The following is a 25,490-nucleotide window of genomic DNA, read 5'->3' as shown; positions in this document are numbered from 1 at the left end:
AGGATAAATGCACCAAACCACGAACAGCGAACCGGACACGTCAGTTCGCTGAGTGCCGGTGGCGGACCAGTGAGGAATGGTAGAGATCCGCCGTGTTTCGGGAAACTTAATGCATGAGCACCTCCCGCCATTTTTACTCACGCTTCAGTCCCGCGAATACGCGACAGGAAACGACGACCGCCGCGGACGGCAGACGCCCGAATCAACTGTCGTCAGCGCAGCGACGCTGACACGCTCATGGACGTACCTGGAAAACGACAACCCAGGCTGGTCGACCGATCGCAACGGGCGGCAGATGCAAACGCTGTACGAATTCGCCTACGGAGCCGCCGGAAACTACAAGCCCGTTCAGGAAACGTGGTGGCAGTCGACCGGCGGGTATGTGCAGCATTCGACGTTCGACTACAATGACGGCAACGGCCTGCTGCTGACGGATGTGAAGACTCACGCCGGAGGCAGCTCGGTGCCTGGAACCGTGCTGACTCACGTGCCCAAGCCACACAAAGGTTCCTGACACCTTTTATTGCCCCCCTGACAATGCAGATACTGAGTTGCAATCTTCAGAGGAACGTGGCAATTTGAATAGCATCAGGCTGCCTTCGTACGTTCCGACGGCAAGTCGCCGTCCGTCAGGTAGGGCGTCGATCGCGCGTGGCACCTTCGCCTTCTGCAAGCATGCCAAGATGTTCGCCTGAACGCCAAATCCCATGAATGGATGCGGAATTGGTTGCCCTCGGCGTCCTTCTTTAATCCTGGCGAACAGACGCCCGTCCGGCGAAAATGCCACTCTGACATGTGAGCTGGATCGAAAGGCATGGAATCTGTGGGTCATTTTCCGGACGCGATATCAGATGCGGACACTCCCGCCGTCCTGCTGCTCCCGTACTACCGGTCGCGAGTGTGCTTCCGTCGGAAGACCACGCCACCAGAGCGCCTCCCCATGCGGCGGCACCAACCAAAGTTTGACGCAACTCCCGGTCTCTGAGTCCCACAATAAAATCTGTTTGTCGTCGCCCGCGCGGCCAGCATCTTTCCGTCGGGCGAAAGCGGCACACTCGACGATGTCGGTGTGTGTCTGGCGATGACTCCACAGGGAGTATCTTTGTCTGCAACACTCCAAAGGCAGACCTCTCCGCCAATGTGCCCTCCATGCAGGACCGATGTGTCAGCCAGCTTGGTTCCTGCGGCAAGGAAGCGGCCGTCTGGCGAAACAGCGATTGAAAGGGGATCCGATGAGAAAGCGGCGACGCCCAGTCCGTTGGTGAGCTACATCGGAATCGTCCGATCATCGCCGGTAATGGCATCGAGCATCCAGAACCTGGCGACGCCCTCAATACCGGTCCGCCACTGCCCCACACGAACGCCGCTTTCCCATCCGGCGACAGGGCCAGTCCGAGCAGCTTCGCGAGTCCCCAGCAATCCAGCGAGTGTTGCTGTCAGGCGAAAGGTCAGCAGATGTCGTTCACAGTCTCGATCCGATGCCGATTTGGAGAGAATGGTGAGGGTCTGGCCAGGTTCCGTCCCCACCTGACTTCATCCGACTTCTGACGGTTTGAACCCTGTGGTAACATATCGTCGAAGCCTTCACAGCTGTTGAAGCCTCGACTGCCCGAATGTCGACGGAGTCAGTGCCGGAAGGCCAGTCCAGCCAATTGCGACAGCAGCTCAATTCCAATCAAAGTCGTTCCAATTCGTGGGTCTCGACATCGCGGTTCTCCTGCTGGCACTAAAAGAATCTGCTGCGAATTCTTCGGGACTGCGAGAGTTATTTCTTTCGGCGAATGACGTGGATCGTCATGGGGCGCTGTTCTTCCGTCATAGTCACGCCGAATTCCTTTTCGTACCAATCACGGGCCATCTGCCGCGACTCACTACCGGAAAACCAGGGTGAGTCGCTTGCGACGTAGTATTGTGGTCGTAGTTGACCACCGCCTTGAACTCATCCCAACACTTCTTCTCTGTTCCAGCCCGGCGCCTCGGGAAGCTCCGTCCGGTCGATGATAAGTTGGATGGTCAGCCGTGTAGCGGTCGTTCTGTGGACGCGGTTAAAATCCGCCAGCAGGCCCGTCCATTGTTACAGGTGACAGCTTGAAGCCGATGCCGGGACGGACCAAACCACGCTTGATTTCCCCGCCTTCGATGACATACGGGACCGGAGGTGCCACTTCCTGCGGGACGCAGTTTCGACCGTCATGCTTTGCGACCCAGATCGTTCGCTCTTCCGTGACATCTGCATATTCGAGGCCGATCTGGTTCAACGCGGACTGTACCCACTCGTTCCGGTGTATCTTTTCGAAAATCAAATCAGCACGAGGAACATAACGTCCAGCAGGTCACCTTCGACTTCGCCAGGTTTCGGGTGCACGTCCGGTCCGCCATGTTGCACTCGCAGGTTGATGAAGTTTCTTACGGTCCAGTGGCGAGTATTGGTCGTTGTCCAACGGCAAGACCCAGTATTTTCCGTCCGGCGTCAGCTTGATGAACTGATACGAATACGTCTGCTGCTTTTCCGTGGCAGAATCGTGATCCTGCCGTCGATGGGTTGCTCGTTCAGGCGAAGTCCGACATCCTGAACATGTTGATTCGAACAAGCTGCTGCCCATCATAGCCGAATCCATTGACGTAGATTCTTTGCGTTTGGTGGTACGTAGGCGACAATCGACTCCAGCACTTGCTCCCCGTAGCTGAAATTCAGCTCAAACACCGCCCGTTCTCCATCATCGCCTGATCGCAACTGAGACATCCTGAATGGCAGATGCGAATCGTCAAACCAATACTCCGTGGAAACATCTCCATGATTGATGCGGACACGCCATGCAGGTCATGACCAGCTTCCGACCGCTGTCAAGATCATCTGACTTCACGCCTTCCTGCTGCAGCAGCTGAAGGTATCTCGGCCCCAGGAAACTTTCGATCTTGTCTTTGGACGTGCCGTCAGCAACAAACAGCAGATCGACGTCCTGTTGATATTCTTGAAGTCGGCCATCACGGCGACATCGAACCACTGGTCCCACCTGTTCGTGAGAGGCGGGCACATCGCCGTCATACCAGTACCATCAATAAGCAGGATTTTTCATCAGGTTCGCGCGGCTGTTCCAACGGCCAACTGCGGACAACCTGTAGTCCAGCCCTCGACGTGAACGGATCTTACTTTGGCAAAAATTCGCGACGGTTTGCATACAGGGATGCTGGCTGAGAGCAGGCCAGGTGCTCACTGCAATCAGAGTACAGGCTGCAGCAGCCAACTTCCCATGGTACGCAGAAAGCCAGTGTAGTGACCTTTGCTGGCCCGACCACGCTCGATATCCGTCATCACGCCGTCAACGTCGGCGGGCGATTTCGAAGTTCTGTCCCACTTGATCGAGCCAGACCGTGATTTGCCCTGGTTTGCTCATTGGAATGCTCCTCGATGACCCAGCCGCGCAAGCTTGCTCGTGTGCGCGCGACAATTGCTTGGAAACCGGCGATCGGTCGGCCGGTGATTTACTGAAATATCCTGAATGGAATGTCCGTCGAAATGACGTAATCCAATCACCACACGTTCCTGTTCGGGTAGTCGCTCGACGAATTCAAGCAACTCCAGCGAGGAAGGTGACATGCAAACTCATTCGATGTGAGCCCCTCTGAGTCGTTCGCACAGAGCAGCGACGGGCTGCGGCAACGCCGTTGAAATGCTCGCCTGGCTTTTCTTCGAACGATGCCGGAGGCCATACCCCGAAATTCGACCGATCTCGAAGTGAGTTCAAACCCTGAAATGCAGCGACGAAAGCTTCCTGAGCCGCATCATCCGCGAGGTGTGAATCGTGAATGCAGCGCAGTGCGGCGGCACGCAGCAGTTGCTCGTATCGTTTTCACCAATACGGCGTACTTCTGGCGATCGCCCGCGAGGATCTGTGCGATGGTTTCGGCGTCGCTGTGCAAAATGGTTCGCCTTTTCCTCCTATTGGCCGCAGATCATGACTGATGTGGCATCACAACATAAGTTCACCGTCAGCAGGTTTTTGCGACACGGAAACAGGAGAATTCGCATTGCGGCGTTCACGCTGTCTGGCGGCAATTAGCGGTGGGCGACAATTAGAAGGACCGGTATTAGGAGAGTGTTCGGGTTGATTTGGTAAGCGGATCTGGTCTCCGCGAGGAATTGGCATTCCGGGGCGTATGGATGGAATGCTGATCATTGTAACTCCCGATTTTCACGGAGGGTTGCGATGATCACGAACGAACGAACACGGGATTTCCGGGGACACACCATTTTCTCGGGAGGCATGGAGTCCTGCCGCGAGAATCGGGGAAACCCTGGATTGTTTGGTTCCGCGATTTTGGTTGCTCGGACACTGCTGCTCGCCGGTTCACAACGGGCAGTGAGTGCATCTGCCGCGATCTTCTTCGGAAGCGCGGCAACCTCAGCCGGAATCTACTGTAGTTGATTCGGACGAACGTCGGAGGAAGGTTCGATGCGGCTGCCGAGTGGAGATCTACGCCGAAGGCCCATCAGTTCGCGAGTTTCCAGTCGGGCGTGGTAGCGGCGGGTGCTGTCTTTCGGAGATGGACAAAAAGGTGTCAGAGATGGACAAAAGGTGTCAGAACCGTTTCTGTTGACACGGCGGATCAGTTTCCGTAGCTTCCGGGAATGGGACGACCAAAACAGGCGGCCGACGGCGAAGCCTGGTTACCATGTGCTGAACCGTGCCAACGCCCGCATGACGATCTTCGAAAAGGACGAAGACTATCAGGCGTTCGAACAGTTCTGGAAGCCGTCGCCAGAACGGGAACGCGACTGTCCTACTGCATCATGCCCAATCACTGGCACCTGGTTCTGTGGCCGCAGGAAGACGGCGAACTGTCATATTCACCGGATGGCTGACGCTCACGCACGCAGCGGTGGCATGCTCACCGGCAGAGTTCGGGCAGCGGCCATGTCTATCAGGGCCGCTTCAAATCGTTTCCCGTGCAGGACGACGACCACTTCCTGACCGTCTGCCGGTACACCAGGAACGCAATGCGAGCGGGCGAACCTGGTGGCACGAGCCGAAGACTGGCGGTGGAGCAGTCTGCACCGCTGGAATTCCGGCACGGCGAAGGACAAGGCGTTGCTCAACGTGGCCGCTGCCGCCGTCCCGGCTGGATCGAGCACGTGAACGCTCCGCAGACGGAAGCGGAACTGTCCGCCCTGAGGCGCGTGACTCGCGGCTGTCAGTTCGGCGGGGATCGTGGACCGCGACCGTGTCGTCCGGCAACTCGGACTGGAAACAGCCACACGCCCCCGCGGTCGGCCAAGGAAGCAGAATAACGGTTTCTGACACCTTTTCTCCCCAGATCTGTCACGTCGTGGCGTTGCGGGAGTTGCCGTCCGGATTGTCGTACTTCGACAGCTTTTCACGGAGTGTCTCCCGACGAATTCCGAGCAGTTGGGCGGCAGCCGAACGATTGCCGCCTGTCGCTTCATCGCGGCAGCAATCACCTCTGTTTCGATGATCTCCGACACCTTCAGCAGTGCCCCGGTGTTTCGCTGGACATCGCTTGCCACGCCCGCCACAGGCCGCGCGACGTTCTTCTCGACTTCGCAGGCAGCATCGACCTCCGAATGTGGGACGGATTCCTCGATTGCTGTCGCATCGATCACAATTTCATTTGAAGCCGTGGCGGCTCGAATGACCGTGTTTCGAAGTTCGCGGACGTTTCCCGGATACCGCTTCCGCTGCAGCCGATTTCAGCGGAGTTCGTGAATTTCGATTTGTTCGGGAGAGTATTGCTGCAGAAAACGGTCCGCCAGCAGGGGGACGTAACCCGAAAGGTGTCGGAACGAATGTCACTGTCGTGAGGTGAGAGATGCACGGAGACTGGTCTGTGGCGAAACGGAGATTTTGTAGGATCCGCCGTCAGGGCGCGGTCTTGATTTGTTCGGGCCGTCTCTGGTATTCATTTTGGAAACCTCTCTGGAGAGTCTGTGCCGAAACCAGGGAGGGTTTTCTATGTCCAGAATACCATCTTCTTTGAATCCTCGCAGGACCGACTTTCAATGCGTCGTGGCGGCTTTCTGGCACAGCCTGGTCGCAATTTACCTCGAGGTCCTTTCCGCCAACGCATCGAACGCATTTTCGCCGAGCACGGAAACCTGTTTGCGTTGATCGAATCTATTCACGGCGTGATGATCTGGGCGTTTGTGGAGATCAGGTGCTGCAGGATGGCAAATCGGCTTCGTGCCGGAACGCGGTAATCGCGTGGCCGCTCATCAACAGCAGATCGGCGGGCGTGCCCACAACCATTTCCAGCGACTATTGTCGTGCCCGGGCCAAACTGTCCGAGGCCGCTCTGCATGACCTGAGTGTTGAAATCGCCGACGAACTGGAAGACAAGGCCGATGCCGCTGTGGAAGGGCCTGCGCCAAACTGGTCGACGGCTTCACATTCCGCCATGCCGGATCTGCCGAGGAACCATGCCGTGTATGTCGCCGAAGACTCAGAAGGGAGTGGGGCTGCCCATCGCGCGGGCCACGATTGTTCTGTCGCTGGCCACCGCCGCCGCGCTGGAACTGGCGGCCGGACCTATTCCGGCAAGCAGACCGGAAACCGCGCTGCTGCGGGATCTGCTGGATTCCTTCCACGAAGGCGACGTGGCCGTCATGGACCGCTACTACTGTTCGTCTATGATGATGGCTCTGCTGCTGAGCCGCGGCGTTCGGGTGTGTGCCCGCATGCACCACAAACGGCGCGTCGACCTCGTCGCGGACGACGGCTGGGACCCGATCAATATTGTCTGGACCCGGCCCGCCCGACCTGGTGGATGGACGAAGACACCTATGCCACGATCCCCGAGACTCTGGAACTGCGTGAGATTTAACTTCAATATTGAGGAACCGGGGTTCCGGCAAGAACCATCACCATTGCCTACGCTGACGAATGCCGATGTCTGTTCAAAGCGGATATCGCTGAGTTATACCCGAAGCGGGAGTGAAGTGAGGTATTCTGGCTCGCGGCGGAAGAGGTGTTAAATGTATCAGTGTTCGCCGCGTGATATATATGGTTTCCGGTGAACTCGGAGCTGGATATCCGCTCGTCAAACGATCGCTAGCGAACCTGGCTCATGTGCGCTTGCAAGTCTCGAAATGGTTCACCGCAGGAACTGTGGACGCTCTCTGCTGGGCCGCAACCTGATCCGGACGACAGCCGCTGCGGCGGCAGTATTGCAAAAGAAGCAGCCGCGGCGAATCAGTTTCACCGGCACGTGCCAGTATGTCCTGGCGCGTCCTGGACACTGATGTCCGGACGATACGGTCGGCCGGCGACGTGGAAGCATATTGTCGCGAGATGCTATCTCAGATTGCCCGATGCGAAGTCGCCAACCGTCCGGGCCGCGTGGAACCGCGAGTCATCAAGCGCCGCCGCCACGGCTACCCGCTCATGCAGGAACCCTGCGACGTGCTCAAAGCGAAACTCCTCAATGAGGATAACGGCAAAGCCTGAAACAGCTTACGCTCACGACAGTGCCATTCGTTCCTGACACCTTTTGTCCAGTCGGATCACGCTGGTTGCGAGTCGTGCTATGATCTGCGGATGAACTATCTAGCTCACGGGTATCGCTTTCTGAATGACCCTCTCTTCGTTGCAGGCACCGCCGTTCCCGACTGGCTGAGCGTTGCCGACCGGAAAGTCCGAGCACGGCGCCGGCTGGTGCAGCCGGTTGTCGAGAAAACGACGTCGCCTCACGTGAAGACGATCGGGCGAGGCATCCTGCAGCATCACGCTGATGACGACGTCTTCCATCGCTGTGAGTTGTTTCAGCAGTTGTCGTCGGAACTGGCCACGGAATTCCGCGGGGGCATGCCTGACGAATTCGATCATCGGCCCGGGTTTCTCGGCCACATCGTTGTCGAATTGATGCTGGACGCCGCGCTGGCGGAGGACGATCCGGGGCTTCTGGATCAGTACTATGCCACGCTGGGTGAAGTCGACTCGTCCGTGATCGAAGACGTCGTCAACGGCATGGCGACACGTCAGACTCAGCGCCTTGCGTGGTTCATCGACCGCTTTCGTGAAGAGCGATTTCTGTACGATTATCGCGACGACGCCACACTGCTGGTTCGCTTGAATCAGGTTCTGCGACGGGTCAAACTGCCGGTTCTTCCGGCGTCCGGCATGGAAACACTGGCGTTTGCCCGACGGTTGCTCAGGCGGCATGCGAGCGACCTGCTGGCGACCGTTGAACTGCAGAATTCCCTTCAGGAGAACGACTTGTGAAATATGGCATGAACCTGCTGCTGTGGACGTCCGACGTCACCGAAGAACTGTTCCCGGTGCTCGAACAGCTAAAGACAATCGGCTACGACGGCGTCGAACTGCCGATGTTCGACCTGAACCCGGACAAGTTCAAGAAGGCCGGAGCGGAACTGAAAAACCTGGGACTGGGGGCAACGGCAGTAACCGTCTGCACGGCGGAGTCCAATCCGATTTCACCGGACGCGAAGATTCGCCAGGCGGGACTCGATCTTCTGAGGAAAGCCGTCGACATGTGCGCGCTGGCGGGAGCGACGCATCTGTGCGGCCCGATCCATTCGGCCCTCGGTGAGTTTACCGGCAGTGGCCGAACCCCCGATGAATGGGAGTGTGCGAAGGAAATCCTGTCGCAGGCGGCCGACCATGCGAAGGCCAACAACGTGACGCTGGTTGTCGAATACCTGAACCGGTTTGAATGCTATTTTCTGAACTGTGCCGAAGATGCCGGACGGTTCTGCCGCGAAGTCGGGCACCCGAATCTGAAAACGATGTACGACACGTTCCACGCCAACATCGAGGAAAAGTCGATCACGGATGCCGTAAAGGCTTGCGCTGACCAGTTGGTTCACGTCCATATCTCCGAAAACGACCGGTCGACGCCGGGCAAGGGAGGTGTCAACTGGGACGAAAGCTTCACGGCGCTCAAGGGAGCTGGTTACAGCGACGGCTACCTGATGATTGAAGCGTTCGGCCTGGCTCTTCCCGATTTGGCGGCTGCGACAAAGATCTGGCGACGCATGTTCGATACCGAGCTGAAACTGGCCGAAGACGGTCTGAAGTTCATGAAAAGTCGCTGGGAAAGCTGAGCCGTCCAGGACAGACGCTGTCCGACTGAGCTGTTCTGATGTCTGACGTCGCCGACTGCCATAAAGACTTGTGATGAATAACAACATGCCGGACGGCGGGGCTCCGGATGGCGAGCGATCGGGAGTTCTCGGGCCGCTGGTGGCCGGAGTCTCCCTGGCCGGCACCGCAGCGTTCTGGACGTTGAATCACTTTTCGCCGGCTCTGTCGTGGCACGTGCTGTATCTGCTGTCGGAGGTCGTGCTGATCTCCGTCGTCATCTGGCAGGCCTGTGATCCGTTCGCCGACGCTGCTCAATGGGTGGGCAGGACCTTCGGCCTGCCCGGTTCCGTCCGCGGGGCAACGCTGGACGCGATTGCGAGTTCCATGCCGGAACTGTTCAGCGGGATTTTTTTCGTGACAGTTGCCGTTGCGGCGGCCGGAGACAGTACTGCCGCGATTCTGGAAGCCGGTGCCGAAGGTTATGGTGCTACGATCGCCACCTGTGCCGGCAGCGCCGTGTACAACATGATTCTGATACCCGCGTTCTGCGCGATCGTGATTTCGTTCTACCGCACACAGCGCCCCACGATCGATGTCGAAGACGAAGTGCTGGCTCGCGACGGGCTGTGGTTCGTCGTCTGCCAGATGGTGCTGATTCTGTTTCTGTTTCAGGACAAGATGCAGTGGTGGATGGCGATCGCGTTTATCGTGATCTACGGCATCTACATTGTCCATCTGTATCGAGACACGAAGGTGTTTCAAAGGTCGCAGCAAACGGGATCGGATCCGCCGAAAGTCACGGACAATGACGACGACGCCCCGGACAGCGCCGGCATTCTTTTCGGTTATCGGGACATTCCACTGAATCGGGTCTCCGCGGCGCTGATCATCGTCGTTTCCACCTGTGTGGCGGCGGCCGCCTGCTATTTCCTGGTCGAAGCAACCCGGGAGGCCGCGCAGTCTCTGGGTGTTCCGACGTTTTTTGTCGCGGTGATCCTGGCGGCGGCGGCGTCATCGGTTCCGGACACGTTTATGTCCATTGGTTCCGCGATGCGCGGCGATGATTCCGGCGCCGTGTCGAACGCGTTCGGGTCCAGCATCTTCGACATTTGTATCTGCCTGTCGATTCCGCTGCTGGTGAATTCGTACCTGACGGGCTGGGAACCGGTCAGCATGCTTCAGGACGGCAAACCCATCGCCGGCCTGGTGGGGCTGCGGATTCTGCTGGTGGTGCTGACCGTAATCACGTTGGCCATCATCTGGCACCGCCGACAGTTGACTCGCAACAAGGCATTCGTCCTGTGCGGTCTGTACCTGGTGTTTATCGGCTATGCCGTGTTCGGATCGCTGGGAATCGGAGTCTGAATCGCGACGAGTCCTATTCGATTCCGTGGTAGGACTTGTACCAGTCCGTGAAGCGGCGGATACCGGTTTCGATCGGCGTCGCCGGACGAAATCCGACGTCACGCTGCAGAGCGTCGATATCCGCGTACGTTTCCGGTACGTCGCCGGGCTGCATCGGCAGCATCTTCTTTTCCGCTTTCCTGCCGAGACAGTCTTCCAGCACTGCAATCATCGTCATCAGTTCAACCGGCTGGTTGTTTCCGATGTTGTAGACCTTGTACGGGGCCGCAGTGTCTGAATCATCCATCGGGTCGAAATCGGTGTTTGGCGTCGGGATGTTGTCGTTTACCCGAATGACGCCTTCGACAATGTCGTCCACAAACGTGAAATCGCGTTTCATCTTTCCGTGGTTGAACACATCGATCGGCTTCCCCTGCAGAATCGCTTCTGTAAACAGCCACATCGCCATGTCGGGCCTTCCCCAGGGGCCGTAGACCGTAAAGAACCGCAGTCCGGTTGTGGGAAGTCCAAACAGATGGCTGTAGGTGTGGGCCATCAGTTCGTTGGCCTTTTTGGACGCGGCGTACAGGCTGATGGGATGGTCGACCCGATCTTCCACGCTGAAGGGAATCTTCCTGTTGGAACCATAGACGGAACTGCTGGAGGCATACGTCAGATGTCCCGTTTGGTTGTGTCGGCAGGCCTCCAGGATATTCATGAATCCAACAAGATTGGAATTCACGTACGTGTGAGGATGTGTCAGCGAATAGCGGACACCGGCCTGCGCCGCCAGGTGAATCACACTGTCGAAACGGCATTCCCGGAACAGATCCGCCACGCCGTCGCCGTCTTCCAGTGAGAGCTTCCGGAATTGAAATCCGTCCCGGCCCTCCAGTTGCTTCAATCGGTCCAGCTTCAATTGCGGCCGGTAGTAGTCGTTGACATTGTCCAGCCCGACAACCTCATCGCCGCGGTCAAGCAGCCGGCCGGCGGTGTGAAATCCAATAAAACCGGCGGCACCGGTGACAAGAATACGAGCCATGAGTCTTGATTCAGTTGGATGGTGGAACGTACGGGTTCTGGTCACTGGCCTGGTCAAAGGATGAAAACCGCGGCTGGACGTCCTGCCTGTCGTCCTTCCGAAAAATCGCAGCGAGCAGCAGGCTGACAGCCAGAACAGAGAGAACAGACGCACCCAGCGAAGAGAGGCCGAAATAGAACTGCGCAGCCCCGGCAGGTATCAGGCGTGAAATGAACACCGGAATCAAAGATCCAACAACGAGATTCAGCAGCATTACGGTAAGGGCGGTCAGAGTCAGGGTTTTCACACCGCGGCGATCACAGTGGACGAGCATCACAAAAACGATGGCAGCGCCGTAAAAGAACAGCAACAGTATGCGTGACATTCCAAAAAACAGGGCACTATCCAGCATCGAATGAATCCTTCGCCCGGCAGGCTCGACCGCGCCGGAGATTGCTGCGGCGAGGCCGCACACGGGACTGTTTGGCAGCCTATTTGGCATCGATCAGCATCCTGTACCAGTCAATTGTCTGTCTCAGTCCTTCCTTCAGCGCGACTTTGGGTTCCCAGTTCAGGTATTGTCTGGCTCGGGAAATATCCGGGCAGCGCTGCTTCGGGTCGTCCTGGGGCAGCGGCATGTGAACGATCCTGGAAGAACTTTCGGTTGCGGAAATGACAGCTTCGGCCAGTTCCAGCATCGTATTTTCCACCGGGTTGCCGACGTTCACCGGACCTGTGTGTTCGTCCTGATCCATTAGTCGCAGCATGCCTTCGATCAGATCGTCGCAGTAGCAAAACGACCGGGTTTGAGTGCCGTCGCCGTACACGGTGATATCGTCGCCGCGCAGGGCCTGAGTGATGAAATTGGAAATCACGCGGCCGTCGCCGGGGTCCATCCGCGGTCCATACGTGTTGAATATCCGGATGATCCGAATCTGAATCCCGTGAGCCTGGTGGTAATTCATCAGCAGAGATTCCGCGATGCGTTTGCCTTCGTCATAACAGCTTCGCGGACCGATCGGGTTCACGTGGCCCCAGTAGTCTTCCGTCTGAGGATGGACCTGAGGATCGCCGTAGACTTCAGACGTGGACGCATGCAGCACTCTGGCGCCGCAGCGCTTGGCCAGACCCATGACGTTGACCATGCCGACGGTTGATGTCTTGATGGTCTTGATCGGATTGAATTGATAGGCCTCCGGGGAGGCGGGGCAGGCCAGATTGAAGATCCTGTCAACCTCCAGATAAAACGGATGCACGATGTCGTGGCGAACGAGTTCAAACTGAGGGTTGCCGATCAGGTGCCGAATGTTGCGTTTGCTGCCCGTAAAGAAATTGTCGAGGCAGATGACTTCGTCGCCGCGGTCGATCAGCCGATCGCACAGGTGGCTTCCCAGAAATCCCGCTCCGCCCGTTACCAAAACCGTCGCCATGATGCTTCCTGATTGTGATGCCGACAAACGCAGAACGCGGCGGACTATAGCGGACGAGCAGAGTGATAACATCAGAAAAATCGGGGCGGGCGGAAGCCGGCCGCGACGCAGGACGCATCACCGTCCTGCCGCTTCGGCGATTCCGAAGGCTCGATCTATGCGCTTCAGGCACGAGTCGCGGCCGAGCAGTTCCAGTGTTGGAAACAGATCCGCTCCCTGCATCTTTCCGGTGACGGCCAGCCGCAGCGCAGGGGCGACGGCTCCGAATTTGATGCCGCGTTCGTCGACAAACGCCTGAACCAGATCGTGCAGCGATGCCGCAGTGAAATCGCCGGCATCCGCCAGCCGCCGGCGAAGTTCTCTCAGCAGGTCAACGGCGTCGGTGGGCTGCACAAGCCGCTTTTGAAAGTTCTTTTCATCAAAGACGACGGCATCATCGGCGACGAAGAATTCATCCATGCTCAGGATGTCACCGAACACTCTTAACCGGTCAGCGGTCAGTTCGATCACGCGCCGGACACGGCTCAGGACGGCTTCTTCGCAGGATTCCGGGATCAGCTTCGCCTTTACGAGAAACGGCACGCATCCGTTCACCTTTGCTTCGGTAGAAAGCTGTCCCATCCAGTGAGCCTGGTAGCTCATCAGCTTGTCGGGATCCAGTCCGGCCGGACTCTTGACGACGCGATCCAGCGAGAAGTTCTCGGTCACGGTTTGCAGCGACAGGATTTCCGTTTCGTCGTCGAGCGACCAGCCCAGACGTGACAGTGCATTCAAAACACCTGCGGGAAGAAAGCCAACTTCGCGGTAATACTCAACCATCACGGGAGACACGGAATCCTGAGTCGGGTCGATCCCCAGCCGCGTCAGGACTTCGTCGCCGAGTTGAAACAGCCTGCGAAACTCCGCCTGATTGCGGTATTTGCCGATGTCTCGCTTGCTGAGTTTCTTTTTCGAAGCCGGCGCCGCGACAAACGGAATATGAGCGAACTGCGGCAGTTCATTTCCAAGAGCTTCGTGAATCAGCACCTGAACCGGCGTGTTGGAAAGGTGCTCTTCGGCTCGGATGACATGCGTAATCTGCATCTGAGCGTCGTCGACGGCCGAGGCGAAGTTATACAGCGGCGACCCGTCACCTCGCGCAATCACCGGGTCCGGCATCAGGCTGCAGTCGAACTCGACATCACCCCGGACCAGATCCTTCACCGTCAGCCGCCGCTCACGGGGGACCAGCAGCCGGACGACGAAGGCCTCTCCGGCGGCCAGTCGGGCATCAACTTCTTCCGGTGTCAGGGCCGCAGAAACTCGGCTGCTGACATAGACTCGTTTGTCACGCTCGGCGGCTTCCCGCTGAAGTCTGGTTTCTTCGGCCGTTTCAAAGTCACGGTACGCCCGGCCGGAATCCAGAAGCTGCTGCAGTGCCGCATCGTGCAGAGATCGCCGCTGTGACTGAAAGTACGGACCAAAGCTTCCGCCGACTTCCGGTCCTTCGTCCCAGTTCAGTCCCAGCCAGCGGAACGCTTCCAGAATCGGCCCCAGCGCTTCATCGACGTTGCGCTGCTGGTCGGTGTCGTCGATTCGAAGGATGAACGTTCCGCCGTGTCGGCGCGCCCAAAGCCAGTTGAACAGAGCTGTTCTCATCCCGCCGATGTGCATGTAACCGGTGGGACTGGGTGCGAATCGCGTTCTGACGCTCATGGACTTCGGCCGGGCGGGTTGGGGAAGAATGTGTCGCGGGATCGTACCGACCACTGAAGCACGTGCAACCACTCGGCTTGCCGGGGGGACGTGTGCGAGTTCCGGACGCGGTGTCCGGTCGCCACAGGCTAAGGCTTCCCGCAGTTTGCCTTCCATTCTTTGGAAAACGCTTATCGCCACCGCTGGCCAGGATTTTTTTGGAATGTGCGACACCTGTCCCGGCGTCGGCGGTTCCATCCAACTGCCTGCATTACAGACTGCCTGCAAGACTCGACTGCTTTGTGATTGCGCAAAGTAGGGAAAAGGACTTTCTTTGATGCAGGCTACCAATGCGCCGCAGCCAGGCGGCGGAACCGTTCGCGTCAGGTCACTTGTCGCGTTCAATCCCGACGACCGAGCATCTTTCGCCAGTGAATTCGTTTTCGCCGGCGAATCCATCGTGTGCCCGATTGACGTTCGTCCCGTAACACGATCCCGCCCTGCCACCAGACTGCGTGCTTCTGCCGCCGGCCTTCTGAGGCGAACCTCCGCGGCATTGCTCGTTCTTCCCTGGCTGATCACCGGGTGCGGCGATGCGCCGCGGGGTGTCAGCGTTCAGCCTCGAGAAGCGGAGTCCGCTCTGCCGGAACCCGCGACGCTGCTGCTGTCGAGTGAACAGCAGGCAATTGGCGCCGTTGAAGTCAACAGCATCGGGATGGCGTTCGCACCGATCCCGGCAGGAACGTTTCGAATGGGCACGGAGGAATCTGATCCGCTGCGTCAGGATGGCGAATCGGCCCACACGGTGACACTTTCAAACGCGTTTCGTTTGGGGGTTTTCGCTGTCACACAGCAACAGTACCAGCGCGTGATGCAGAGCTATTCCCCGGCCCTGCCAGATGGACGATATCCGGCCGTGATGGTGTCCTGGGACGTCGCTGTGGAGTTTTGTAAGCGACTCTCGAATCTCCCGGAGGAACTTGCAGCCGGTCGCAGCTATCGGCTGCCGACTGAAGCGGAATGGGAATACGCCTGTCGAGCGGGCACTTCGACCGCCTACAGTTGCGGAAACGATCCGGTGGTGCTGCGCGATTACTCCTGGTTTCACGACAATGCTCTTCAGCGTCCACATCCGGTCGGAGAGAAACTGCCAAACGCGTGGAGCCTGTACGACATGCACGGCAATGTCTTTGAATGGTGCCGCGACTCGATGGCCGAGTATCCGTCAGCTGCCATCGTGGATCCGGTGACAACGGGACCGGGAGACGTTCGTGTGGCTCGCGGAGGCAGTTGGTATTGCTTGAGTTCACAGCTCGTGCGGTCTGCCGTGCGTCACGGCTTTCGCCGTTCGGAGCGCACGAACTACATTGGCTTTCGTGTCATTCTGGAAATTCCTTCGCGTGACACCCATACGCAGATCGATGGCGCCGGCCTTTCCCGTCGCACGACCCTGTCGCACGCTGGCAAGGCGTTCCGTTGCGAGTCATGCATCCCTGCGCACTCGGCCGGGTGAACCGCGGCGCAGCAGGAATTCGGCGCGCAGCAAAAAGCCCGGCCGCAATGTGAGCGGCCGGGCTGTGAGTTGAACAAGGTTCGTATCCGCAGGTCGGCAGTCCGACTGCGGCTACGCGGTCGGATTCTCGACCTTGCGGATCTGAATCTGACGCGGCATCACGGATTCGGCTTTCGGAATGGTGACTCGCAGGACGCCGTTTTCCAGTTCTGCATCGACTCCATTGACGTCAACATCCTTGCCCAACTGCAGCTTTCGACCGAATGCGGAGAACCGCCGTTCGTTCATCGTGGTCTTGACGCCGCTGCTTTCTTCGCGGCTCTTGCGTTCGCCGCTGATTTCCAGGACGCCGTCTTTCAGCTGGACGTCAATGTCTTCCAGACGGACGCCGGGAACATCGCATTCCACCAGGAACCTGTCAGCGTATTCATAGACGCTGATGGCAGGTTGTCGGCGATTGGAACCTTCCGGAACCAGCACTTCATTCACGAAGCGGTTCAGGCCGCGGTCGAGTTCATCGAAAAGTGAGAAGCGTGGGATTGTGGAACCGGTTTTCATCGAGAAATCTCCTTCAGTGTTTGTGTCGCAAATGAAATTGTCCCCTGGGCGAACCCTGCTTTCAAGCAGCATCAGTTCGTGGCTTCGGAATCAGGACGGTTTGCTTCAACGGTTCGGATTTCGATCCGCTGCGGCTGCGCTTTTGCCCGGCGTTTCAGTTCAATGGACAGCACGCCGTTCTCAATCGCCGCTTCCACGGAGTCAGGATCCAGGGATTCGTCCAGTGCCAGCACCCGTTGGAACTCATTTGTTCCGCGGTCGCTGTAACGGACTTTGGCACCCTCCGGTGCTGTCGCGTTTCGGCGGCCCGCAACGCTGAGCTTTCCTTCGTGGACCGTCAGATCGAGGTTCTGCAGTGAAACACCGGGGACGTCGATTTCGACGCGGACCATTGATTCGGATTCGGTGATGCTCATCGCCCCGAAACGTTCGCCGGTCGGAAGGCCGACACATCGTTCGAAATCTCGCCGCAGGGCAGCAAACGGATCCCCGGCAGGCAACACGGCTGCTTCACATCGCATGGCAGTTCTCCTTTGGAAAGTGGTTACGGAAAGTGTGGCAGGCACGCGTCGTTGGAAATTGGCGCCAACATGGCCTGTCGCGACAGTATCACTACAACTTCCATGCCAATGCGATCGTTGCGTCGCAAGTCATTGAAGCAGTTGTTGTTGCAAAAATACGTCGACGATCATCCGGAACTCGCTGCAGCCATTTTGGCGGTTTCCACTGTGATTGCGATGGCGCCATAATGGCACTTGAGCTGACTCGGTTCGCCAGTGTGGGCTTCCTTTGAGCACTGCGTCACTGCGTCGCAGGGTGAATGATTCAGTAGCCGTCCGGTTGGCCTGGATCACAGCCGGGCTGTGCTGGCCAAATCGCACCACGATAGCGCAAAACGACAGAATGTCAGCGAGTGGTGTCACGTGGGCGTTTCGGCGTGAGTCTGCCGCAGCAGTCCTGCCACTCATCCCGATCACCAGCGCGCTCCCACAATGGCACAACGGCACAAAGTCTTTCACTGTTCGCGACGTCCGCCATCGCTCCTCTCTTGTAATTTGAGCAGCCAGGTAAGCCTGGCTGTTCTTGTCAATTGAAAGGTATTGACCATGGTAAGCGCTCGTTCGCCGTGTAGACAACCGGGCAGTTCAGACGAGCAATCGTTGAGCTGAAGCCCCGGAAGTCGAAGACGTCAGCCGTAACGCAAGTGAACTCGATTCAGCCTCGTTACACACATGGGAGTGGCCACGCTTTCGGAGATGCCGAAGCCACCACTGATCGTGAAGCAGCGAGCACACGCAGCGATCAGGCTCCCCGGGGTGACTGGAGACAGCGGGCGTCAACAGAACAGTCAAGGAAACTGGGAGACCCGCACGGCAGCATCCGGGCCGAGCATGCCCGGATGTTCCACGGTGACGCGGGAATCAATAACCGTGTCGCTGGCCGGTGCGGGAGTCGGAGCGGGGAATAGTAGTCAGGAAGTCGGCTAACCCCGATGGAGCGAAGTCCCCGCGGCAGAAACATGCAAGTCCACTCACGCTCAGGAGAACCCGCTTGGATTTCGATCCCACTACGGAAGATCTGGAAGAGGAAGACAATGTTCCCGTGAACACGACGCCGGACGATCCTGCGTGGTGGTCCCGCAAGAGCACGGTCCGCCTGCCGGTGAAAGTTGCCGAGCTGCGGTGGAAGCTATATCAGAAGGCCAAACAGGAACCGAAATTTCGATTTTACGCGTTGTACGACCGGATCTGCCGATCCGACGTCCTGCTGGCCGCATGGTGGATTGTTCTGGCGAAGAACAAGGCGCCGGGTGTTGATGGGGTGACGTGCGGGGACATCATGGATGGCCCCGGTGGCGCTGCAGGCGAACGGACGTTTGCCCCACACGAGAAGTTCTACGCTGTCCTGACCTTCCGAAACGCAACGAAAGAAGATGTGAACAGCTCCGGACATGCTGGTCTGTCGGCCAACGCAACGATTTAGTAGGCTCTTGCAAGCTGAGGGTGAGACAGTAACTCCGCCGGGAAATAACCAGTGAAGCTGTCGCCGATTTCTCGCATGGCGGACGGACCGCGCAACCCGTTTCTCGTGTAGGAGTTGCGACGACGCCCTCACCCGAATTTTCTGCTGGACGCTGAAAAGTCTCCCTTACCCGCGGCGCGGGCGAGGGATAACGTTTGTGATCCACAACAAAAAAGGAGTGCCATTCCGGCAACCGCCGTCGAAAGGAATCGACATGTCAGTTTCAGTAGGTCGCAGAGTTTCCTTGTAACTGGGATCACGGGCAGGATGGCTGTATTTGTGTGAGTTGCTGCTTCGGAGCGTGGGTACGAAGTTCACGGGATTAGTGCAGACTAAGCGGTTCAGGGGATTCCCGGATTGATCGGCTGGCGCAGTTGGGGCGGGTGACGGTTCACTACGGAGGATCTGACTGACGCCAACTGTCTGACGAGGTCGTGCGGCGGAGTCGGCCCGATGAGATCTACAATCTGGTGGTTTCAAAAGTCATGTTCATGTTCCTTTCGACAATCCGGTGTACACCGTCGATGTCGATGCTCTGGGAACTATGCGGCGGCTGCTGGAATCGGCGGTGAAGCTGAGTCGGGGAGAAGCCGGTTCGGTTTTATCAGGCGTCCACCAGCGAAATGTTCGGCAAGGTGCATGAGGTGCCTCTGCCGCGAGACCACGCCATTTCATCTCGCAGTCCCTACGGTTGCGCGAAGGTGTTCAGTCAATATCTGGTGCAGAACTACCGCGAAAGTTACGGCCTCTTTGCGTGCAGCGGGATCCTGTTCAACCATGACCTCTGCGGCGTGGCGAAACGTTTGTGACTCGCAAGATTACTCGGGCGGTCACGCGTATTCGTGAGGGGTTTGGCGACAAGTTGCTGCTGGGCAATCTGGATGCGAGCCGGCGACTGGGCATCGCTCGCGACTATGTCGAAGCGATGTGGCTGATGCTGCAGCAGGACGAGCTCGCGACTACGTCATCGGTACCGGCGAGACTCATTCGGTCCGCGAGTTCCCCGACGTTGTGTTTGACGAGTTGGTCTGATGCTGACGAATTCGTGGAAATCGATCCTCGGTTTCTGCGACCGAGCGAAGTGGATTTGCTGCTGGGTGATGCGACGAAGGCTCGCGAAGAGCTGGGCTGGGAACCTCGCACGACCTTCCGCGAACTTGTGGAAGAGATGGTCGACAGCGACTGGGAGCTGGCTCGGGAAGAACGCCGCGCGTTGAGCCGATCTTTGAGGTGACTCGCCGAGCGGCGTAGCGTTCAAGCGTATTCCGCGACCAGAATCGAGCGCAGGGTCGAGTGTATGCACGATTGACTCGTCTCCGAAATTCGTCGCTCAGTCTCGCCGAAACTGAAACGCCGCCATCTTCGGTGCTGGACGCGGAATTGCGTGATTCCTTCCTAAGAGATGCGGGCAGCCGTTGCGTCAGTCCGCGCTCACCACCGGAGGTTGCAAGAAACGCTCCCGAACTGAGCGAAACCGAGGCGGAACTCAGTGAAAGCGGACTCACCTCGCGCTGCCCATCCGCACGACAATGACCGACCGCGACCGTCAATCGTCACACTCGCAGGCAGACGTATGGGACAAAAGGGCGCCCATGAAAAACCCATACGGCGATTTGTGCGACCAGTGCGGCGCTGTAAAACTGCGATCGGCACAACGCTGCACTGCAATTCTGCTTGTGAGTGGCGGGGAAATGGGGGGCCAGGTTGAGGGGACCGGGGGAGCCGGGTTGCGGATAGTTGGTCGCGGGCTGGCGGGGCACCGGTCGTTGTTTTTTTCGAAGCGAGTGACTCGCGTGCCGGGTAGACTGGCGGGCTTGTCGGCGTGGGAGTGTGCGCGACGTTTTGAAAGACGCCTCGGAGCGAAGTTAAGCGGTTCGCTCCGAGGCTTGACCGTCGGGGAGCTGTCACTCCCGTGGGCCCGCAGCATCATGATTCGCGCTTGCGGACGATTCAAGGTTTCCGCGTTTGCAGTGGTCGCCGACGTCGGTGTTTGCTGAAGGGCTGCGAAACGATGTTTCGCCCGGTCCACACGCTGAGCCGGTATTGCAGTGACACGTGCCGACAGGCAGCGTGTCGCTGGTCCCGGTGGCGGGCCGCTCGAACCTATCGATCGACGGACAGCGGAAAGCAGGTTCGCCGCGAGCAGTCCCGGCGGTATCGGCAGCGTGTGCGCGAGCGGCAGCAGCACGCTCAGGAGACACCCCCGGCTGCCGACGACGCGAGCGAGGGCCATCACAGGAACGTGGAATCCGAAAAAATCGCGTGTTCGCGGCCCGGCTGTTACGACGTGTTTCCTGCATCGGATCGTTCTCCGCTTCAGAAATTCTGTTCGGCCCTGTGCTGTCAGGCTTTACGTCGCGTGCGGCGGCGTGAAGCCCACTGGTTCCGGTCTTCCCGCAGTGCCTTGCGGGAGGGTGTCCCATGGCCGTCGGACGGTCTCTTCGGACCGCATCGTTAACGGCCGCATATTGGTGTTGCGTCGCCGGCTGTCTATTTTCTTCGCCGGTCGGACAAAACGGGTTCCACAGACGGAAGTTCGGCGGGAGTGGCGGGATCGTTCCGCGCTTCCGCCGACTTCTGTCATTTCGATCGGAACCGCATCAACGGAGGCAGCGATGGCAGCGGTGTGGGAAGAAGACGACCTGCGCGCGGTCGGTCTGGAGCAGCTGGATGAGCGCTACCGCCGTTATCGGCTGAGTGTCCCGGAAGCCACGCAGGCGATGATCGGATCGCTGCGGCGGTACGGGCAGATGTCACCGGTGGTGGTCTGTCGACAGGGAGAGACCCTTGTGCTCATTGATGGATTCAAACGCCTGGACGCGGCCCGCAGTCTGAAAGGCTTCTCAACGCTCACCGTCCGCTGGATCGCGGCCGATGAACATTCTGCGAAAGCCGCCTTGTATCTGCTCAACCGCGTGGGACGTCAGCCGCGGGAACTTGAGGAAGCGTGGATTGTGCAGGCGCTGGTTCGTGAAGACGGGCTGGCGCGTTACCCCGACATCACGGCCACCCGTGTGCCTGAGGAACTGCGATCGGCGGGCTACACGGGCGGTTACACGATTCTGCGGGAACGCGTGAACGAACTGCGGCCGCGTCCGTCGACGAAGCTGGTGCAGCGTTTCGAAACGGACCCCGGCGTGCAGGCTCAGATGGACTATGCGAGCTACACCATCGAGTTCTCACACGAAGGCCGTCGCCGCGTGAATCTGTTCAGTTACGTGCTCGGGTATTCGCGGCGGCAGTATCTGCACTTCGTGGCATCACAGAACCTTGAGACCACCCTCCGCGAACACATCCGGGCCTTCGAATATCCGGGCGGAGCCGCCGCCACGTGTCTGTACGACAACATGAAAGTCGTGGTGCTGCGGCACGAAGACGGAGTTCCCGTCTACAACCCGAAGTTCCTGTCCTTCGCCACGCATTACGGATTCCAGCCGATTGCCTGCCAGCCCCGACGACCGCAGACGAAAGGCAAAGTGGAACGACCGTTTGACTACGTCGAAAAGAGTCTGCTCAACGGCCGTACCTTCCGTTCGTTCGAACATCTCAACGAAGTCACCGCGTGGTGGCTGGCCGAAGTGGCTGACAAACGGGTTCATCGCCGGACGAAGCAGCGGCCTGTCGACCGTCACGCCGAAGAACAGCCGCGTCTGATCCCGCTGCCCGACCAGCCGTATGATGTGGCCGAAGTTGTGTATCGCGTGGTCGACTGCGAAGGCTTCGTGTCGTACGATCGCAACCGTTACTCGGTGCCGTGGCAGCAGGCCCATCCCGGTCAGTCGGTGCCCGTCAGGGTGTCGCCACACGAAGTCATCATTTACGGCCCGCGCATCAACGAGATCGCCCGGCATCCGCGGTTCCCGCCGACCGCCTCTGACCAGCACAGTCAGCCGAAGAACCACATTCCGCCGCGCGACCAGCAGCGTCGCCGCGAACTGCTCCGCGAACAGTTCGGCGGACTGGGCGACATCGCCGTCAGGTTCCTCGAAGGTCTGCTCAAAACGCAACGTCACGGCTGGCACCAGGCGCAAACCATTCTGGCACTGCTCGGCTCATGGCACCGCGACGATCTGCTCGCCGCCATGCAGCGAGCCGTCACGTTCGGCGCGTATTCCCGCGACGCCATCGAACGCATTCCGGCCGCGAAGGCGAAACCGAAAAGCCCGCTCGACCAACTGGCCGAAGACAGTCGGCGACATCTCGATGAGTCGTTGTCTGAGCATTCTGTGCCCGTGCGACCGATGTCCGCTTACCAGCAACTCCTGTTCGAGGAATCAGACGCCGATGGCCAAACGCAATGCCACGAAGAAGCAGGCAGCCACGAACAGGAGCCGGGACAGCATGAGCCCCACGACGAAGGCGAACTCGACGGCGGCAAAGCAGATGACGCAGCGCACGACGAGCCAGCCGAACCGTTCGGCCCCCGGCTGCCGTGATCAGCTGCTGGCCGACTTCGAAACACTGCGCATTCCCGTCTCGCCCGAACAGCTTGACCACACGCTGCACCGCGCCGAGCACGAAGCTCTCTCACACCTCGAATTCCTGAGTCTGCTGATCGGCCAGCAGGCCGGAGCACGCCGTGAACGGAGCATCGAACGTCGCATCCGTGAGGCCCGCTTCCAGGAAACGAAGACACTCGAAGACTTCGACTGGAAGTTCAACGCCAAAGCCATCGACCGGGTCCAGATCGAAGAACTGGCCAGCGGCGAATTCATCCGTCGACACGAAAACCTGGTCATGGTGGGTCAAAGCGGCGTGGGAAAAAGCTGTCTGCTGCAGGCGATGGGCCGCCGTTTCTGTGCGCAGGGGCTGCGCGTGCGGTACACGACCAGCGCCGACCTGCTGACCGATCTGACGGCGTGTCTGGCCGACCAGACGCTGGCCAAACGTCTGCGATACTGGTCGCGATTCGACCTGCTGATCGTCGACGAATTCGGCTTCGACCACATCGAACGCGCGGAATCTCCGCAGGCCGCCAACCTGCTGTTTAAGGTCATTGACGCCCGCAACGGCAGACACTCCACAGCACTGGCCACCAACATCGACTTCGACGCCTGGGCCGATTACCTCGGCGACCCGCCGCTGGCGATGGCGTTTCTCGACCGCCTCGTCGACGGAGCCATCGTGCTCAGGATCGCCGGCCGCAGCTACCGGGCCCGGCGATCGCGTCAGACGCCGCAGCCGGCACCTGCCACCGACTGAACCATGCACCACACACCGGGAAAGCTGATCGACTTCGCACAGGTCCGTTCACTGATCCCGATGAAAGACGTTCTGACCCTGCTGGACTGGGAGCCGTCCCGCATCAGAGGACCGCAACTGCGTGGCCCCTGTCCGCTGCCGAACTGTGCCACCACGTCGCGACGAACATTCGGCGCCCATCCTGACAGGCAGGCCTGGCACTGCTTCGCGTGTGGACGCCACGGCAATCAGCTGGACCTGTGGGCGTTGCTGACCGGGCAGGATCTCTATCACGCCGCCATCGACCGCTGCCACCGACTCGGGAAGCCTGTCCCGTACCTCCGGCACCATCCGCCGGATCGCCGTTCCACACGAACCTCACACCGCAACCCACCCGCCGGTCCCCGCTAAGCCGCCAAACTGACCCCCACCGAACCCGCGATCGATATTCCTGAAGCCCGCTCTGATTGCCTTTCAGCGCCAGAACATAGTCTCCGCCGTTGTCCACAATCTGTCTGGCGATCGCTGTCTGCGTGCCCATGGCGTCGATGGTGATGATCGATCCGCTCACGTCAATCAGCTTCAACAGTTCGGGAATTGCCGTGATTTCATTGGATTTTTCCTCGGTGGCAACCTGTGCCAGAGTCAGGCCGGCCTGCGTCAGCCAGGCACTCACCAGGTGCAGCGGTCCCAGGCCGTTGGACCGGTTGTGGCTTCCCCGCAGGCACTTGCCATCCACCGCGATGTGTCGTCTTCCATTGGGTTCCGCAGCAACCGTATTGGCTCCCGCCGGCACGCGAAGTGTGTTCAGCCAGCTCACAAAGCAGGCCTGAAAGGCGTCCGGCCGCAGCGCCATCAGAACGCGCCGGAAAACATCTTTGGACGGGATCCCGTGAGGCAGCGACAGGCAGCGTTTGAGCTGTTCCTGCTGAGTGACAGCCCACCTGCAAATGGCTGTGGGCCCGTCTGCTCCGGCGAGCACCGCGATCAGCGATATCGTCACGACACTGATCAGCGGGTGATGTCTGTTGATTGTGGACCGGGGATCTTCGAGTGCTTCAAAGTGACAAACAATTTCCGACAGGTCAAATCGCTGGGAATCGGACACAGGACAACCTCCATGAATTCGGGGGAACGTTCATGGTGTCCTATGTACCTTCAATCCGCCTCAAGCGCAAGCCTTCCCAGATTGCCATTGCTTCCCAAAGTGCGCGCCGGCCGTGACGCCGGCCCCATTGAAGCAGGTACGCCGATTCTCCACAGGAATTCCCCACGATGCCTCCGGCGTTGAAACACGCCGGCCCCATTTCCGCGCCCCGCCTTCACGAGGGCATGACTCGGCGCGTGAACGATGCCGCTGGCGTTGGAAAGTGCCGGTATCATCTATGTGCTGCGACACTGTCGTTCAGAACTCCAGTGGAAATCTCCACCCTTTTTCCACCCTAAATCGATGAAAAACGGGGTAAAAAACGGGATTCTGTAGGAAACTGCGTTCGCCGTAAGTTCTTTCGCAGCAAGGATATTACGACACAGCAGGCTTTTCGACGGCTTCCCTTACAAGGAAGAAGTCGGGGGTTCGAGTCCCTCATCGCCCAATGAAAAGCGGTTCTGCGCGACATGAAGTGCGCGGGCTACGATTGTGTCAACGACGGCTCATGAATGCTGATGGCTGACGATGTCCCGCAGCC

18 protein-coding genes are annotated in these 25,490 nt (G+C 58.9%); 11 read left to right on the top strand and 7 right to left on the bottom strand.

Features of this window, described 5'->3' with window-relative positions:
- The first annotated feature begins 109 nt into the window (after positions 1-109).
- From R3C19_25795 to R3C19_25770, 6 genes are all read left to right on the top strand, one after another.
- Entirely contained in the window at positions 110-514 is a 405-nt protein-coding gene (locus R3C19_25795; protein MEZ6063776.1) for a hypothetical protein, read from the top strand.
- A gap of 5,931 nt (positions 515-6,445) precedes the next feature.
- Positions 6,446-6,991, top strand: coding sequence for a hypothetical protein (locus R3C19_25790; protein ID MEZ6063775.1), 546 nt, complete (start codon positions 6,446-6,448; stop codon positions 6,989-6,991).
- A 241-nt stretch (positions 6,992-7,232) separates the two neighbouring features.
- Positions 7,233-7,463 (top strand): hypothetical protein, encoded by a 231-nt coding sequence (locus tag R3C19_25785; protein ID MEZ6063774.1) that lies wholly within the window; start codon positions 7,233-7,235, stop codon positions 7,461-7,463.
- A gap of 90 nt (positions 7,464-7,553) precedes the next feature.
- Positions 7,554-8,237, top strand: a complete 684-nt coding sequence (locus tag R3C19_25780; GenBank protein MEZ6063773.1) for a hypothetical protein — start codon at positions 7,554-7,556, stop codon at positions 8,235-8,237.
- Positions 8,234-9,079 (top strand): sugar phosphate isomerase/epimerase, encoded by an 846-nt coding sequence (locus R3C19_25775; GenBank protein MEZ6063772.1) that lies wholly within the window; start codon positions 8,234-8,236, stop codon positions 9,077-9,079. Before R3C19_25780 ends, R3C19_25775 begins: the two co-directional genes overlap by 4 nt.
- A 73-nt stretch (positions 9,080-9,152) precedes the next feature.
- Complete coding sequence (locus R3C19_25770) at positions 9,153-10,424, top strand: hypothetical protein (GenBank protein MEZ6063771.1); 1,272 nt, start codon at positions 9,153-9,155, stop codon at positions 10,422-10,424.
- A gap of 13 nt (positions 10,425-10,437) precedes the next feature.
- On the opposite strand, the gene R3C19_25765 is transcribed toward R3C19_25770, so the two are convergent.
- The 4 genes from R3C19_25765 to gltX all read right to left on the bottom strand — a co-directional run bounded on the left by R3C19_25765 (position 10,438) and on the right by gltX (position 14,549).
- Entirely contained in the window at positions 10,438-11,445 is a 1,008-nt protein-coding gene (locus R3C19_25765) for an NAD-dependent epimerase (GenBank protein MEZ6063770.1), read from the bottom strand.
- A gap of 10 nt (positions 11,446-11,455) precedes the next feature.
- Positions 11,456-11,899, bottom strand: a complete 444-nt coding sequence (locus R3C19_25760; GenBank protein ID MEZ6063769.1) for a hypothetical protein — start codon at positions 11,897-11,899, stop codon at positions 11,456-11,458.
- 16 nt (positions 11,900-11,915) lie between these two features.
- Positions 11,916-12,854 carry a UDP-glucuronic acid decarboxylase family protein gene (locus tag R3C19_25755; protein ID MEZ6063768.1) on the bottom strand — a complete coding sequence of 313 codons (939 nt, stop codon included), beginning with the start codon at positions 12,852-12,854 and terminating at the stop codon, positions 11,916-11,918.
- A gap of 117 nt (positions 12,855-12,971) precedes the next feature.
- Positions 12,972-14,549: a glutamate--tRNA ligase gene (gene gltX, locus R3C19_25750; GenBank protein ID MEZ6063767.1), complete on the bottom strand. Its 1,578-nt coding sequence runs from the start codon at positions 14,547-14,549 to the stop codon at positions 12,972-12,974.
- Between the two features lie 316 nt (positions 14,550-14,865).
- Between gltX and R3C19_25745 the strand changes: the two genes are divergently transcribed.
- Positions 14,866-16,041, top strand: a complete 1,176-nt coding sequence (locus R3C19_25745; GenBank protein ID MEZ6063766.1) for a formylglycine-generating enzyme family protein — start codon at positions 14,866-14,868, stop codon at positions 16,039-16,041.
- Positions 16,042-16,152: 111 nt separating this feature from the next.
- Here the strand turns inward: R3C19_25745 and R3C19_25740 are convergent, their stop codons facing one another.
- On the bottom strand, positions 16,153-16,599 hold the full coding sequence (locus tag R3C19_25740; GenBank protein ID MEZ6063765.1) for an Hsp20/alpha crystallin family protein: 447 nt from the start codon (positions 16,597-16,599) through the stop codon (positions 16,153-16,155).
- A 71-nt stretch (positions 16,600-16,670) separates the two neighbouring features.
- Positions 16,671-17,120, bottom strand: coding sequence for an Hsp20/alpha crystallin family protein (locus R3C19_25735; GenBank protein ID MEZ6063764.1), 450 nt, complete (start codon positions 17,118-17,120; stop codon positions 16,671-16,673).
- A gap of 1,030 nt (positions 17,121-18,150) precedes the next feature.
- On the opposite strand from R3C19_25735, the gene R3C19_25730 reads away from it, so the two are divergent.
- From R3C19_25730 to istB, 4 genes are all read left to right on the top strand, one after another.
- Positions 18,151-18,582, top strand: a complete 432-nt coding sequence (locus R3C19_25730; protein MEZ6063763.1) for a hypothetical protein — start codon at positions 18,151-18,153, stop codon at positions 18,580-18,582.
- A gap of 844 nt (positions 18,583-19,426) precedes the next feature.
- Positions 19,427-19,855: a GDP-mannose 4,6-dehydratase gene (locus R3C19_25725; GenBank protein MEZ6063762.1), complete on the top strand. Its 429-nt coding sequence runs from the start codon at positions 19,427-19,429 to the stop codon at positions 19,853-19,855.
- Between the two features lie 1,381 nt (positions 19,856-21,236).
- Positions 21,237-23,057: an IS21 family transposase gene (gene istA, locus R3C19_25720; GenBank protein ID MEZ6063761.1), complete on the top strand. Its 1,821-nt coding sequence runs from the start codon at positions 21,237-21,239 to the stop codon at positions 23,055-23,057.
- Positions 22,963-23,823 (top strand): IS21-like element helper ATPase IstB, encoded by an 861-nt coding sequence (gene istB / locus R3C19_25715; protein MEZ6063760.1) that lies wholly within the window; start codon positions 22,963-22,965, stop codon positions 23,821-23,823. The genes istA and istB overlap by 95 nt, the downstream gene beginning before the upstream one ends.
- 103 nt (positions 23,824-23,926) lie before the next feature.
- Here the strand turns inward: istB and R3C19_25710 are convergent, their stop codons facing one another.
- Positions 23,927-24,910: an ISAs1 family transposase gene (locus R3C19_25710; protein ID MEZ6063759.1), complete on the bottom strand. Its 984-nt coding sequence runs from the start codon at positions 24,908-24,910 to the stop codon at positions 23,927-23,929.
- Between the last annotated feature and the right edge of the window lie 580 nt (positions 24,911-25,490).

The sequence above is a fragment of the Planctomycetaceae bacterium genome (assembly GCA_041398785.1).
Lineage (GTDB): Bacteria > Planctomycetota > Planctomycetia > Planctomycetales > Planctomycetaceae > JAWKUA01.
The sequence above is the reverse complement of the archived record's forward strand: the minus strand, read 5'-3'. Positions and strand labels throughout refer to the sequence as shown.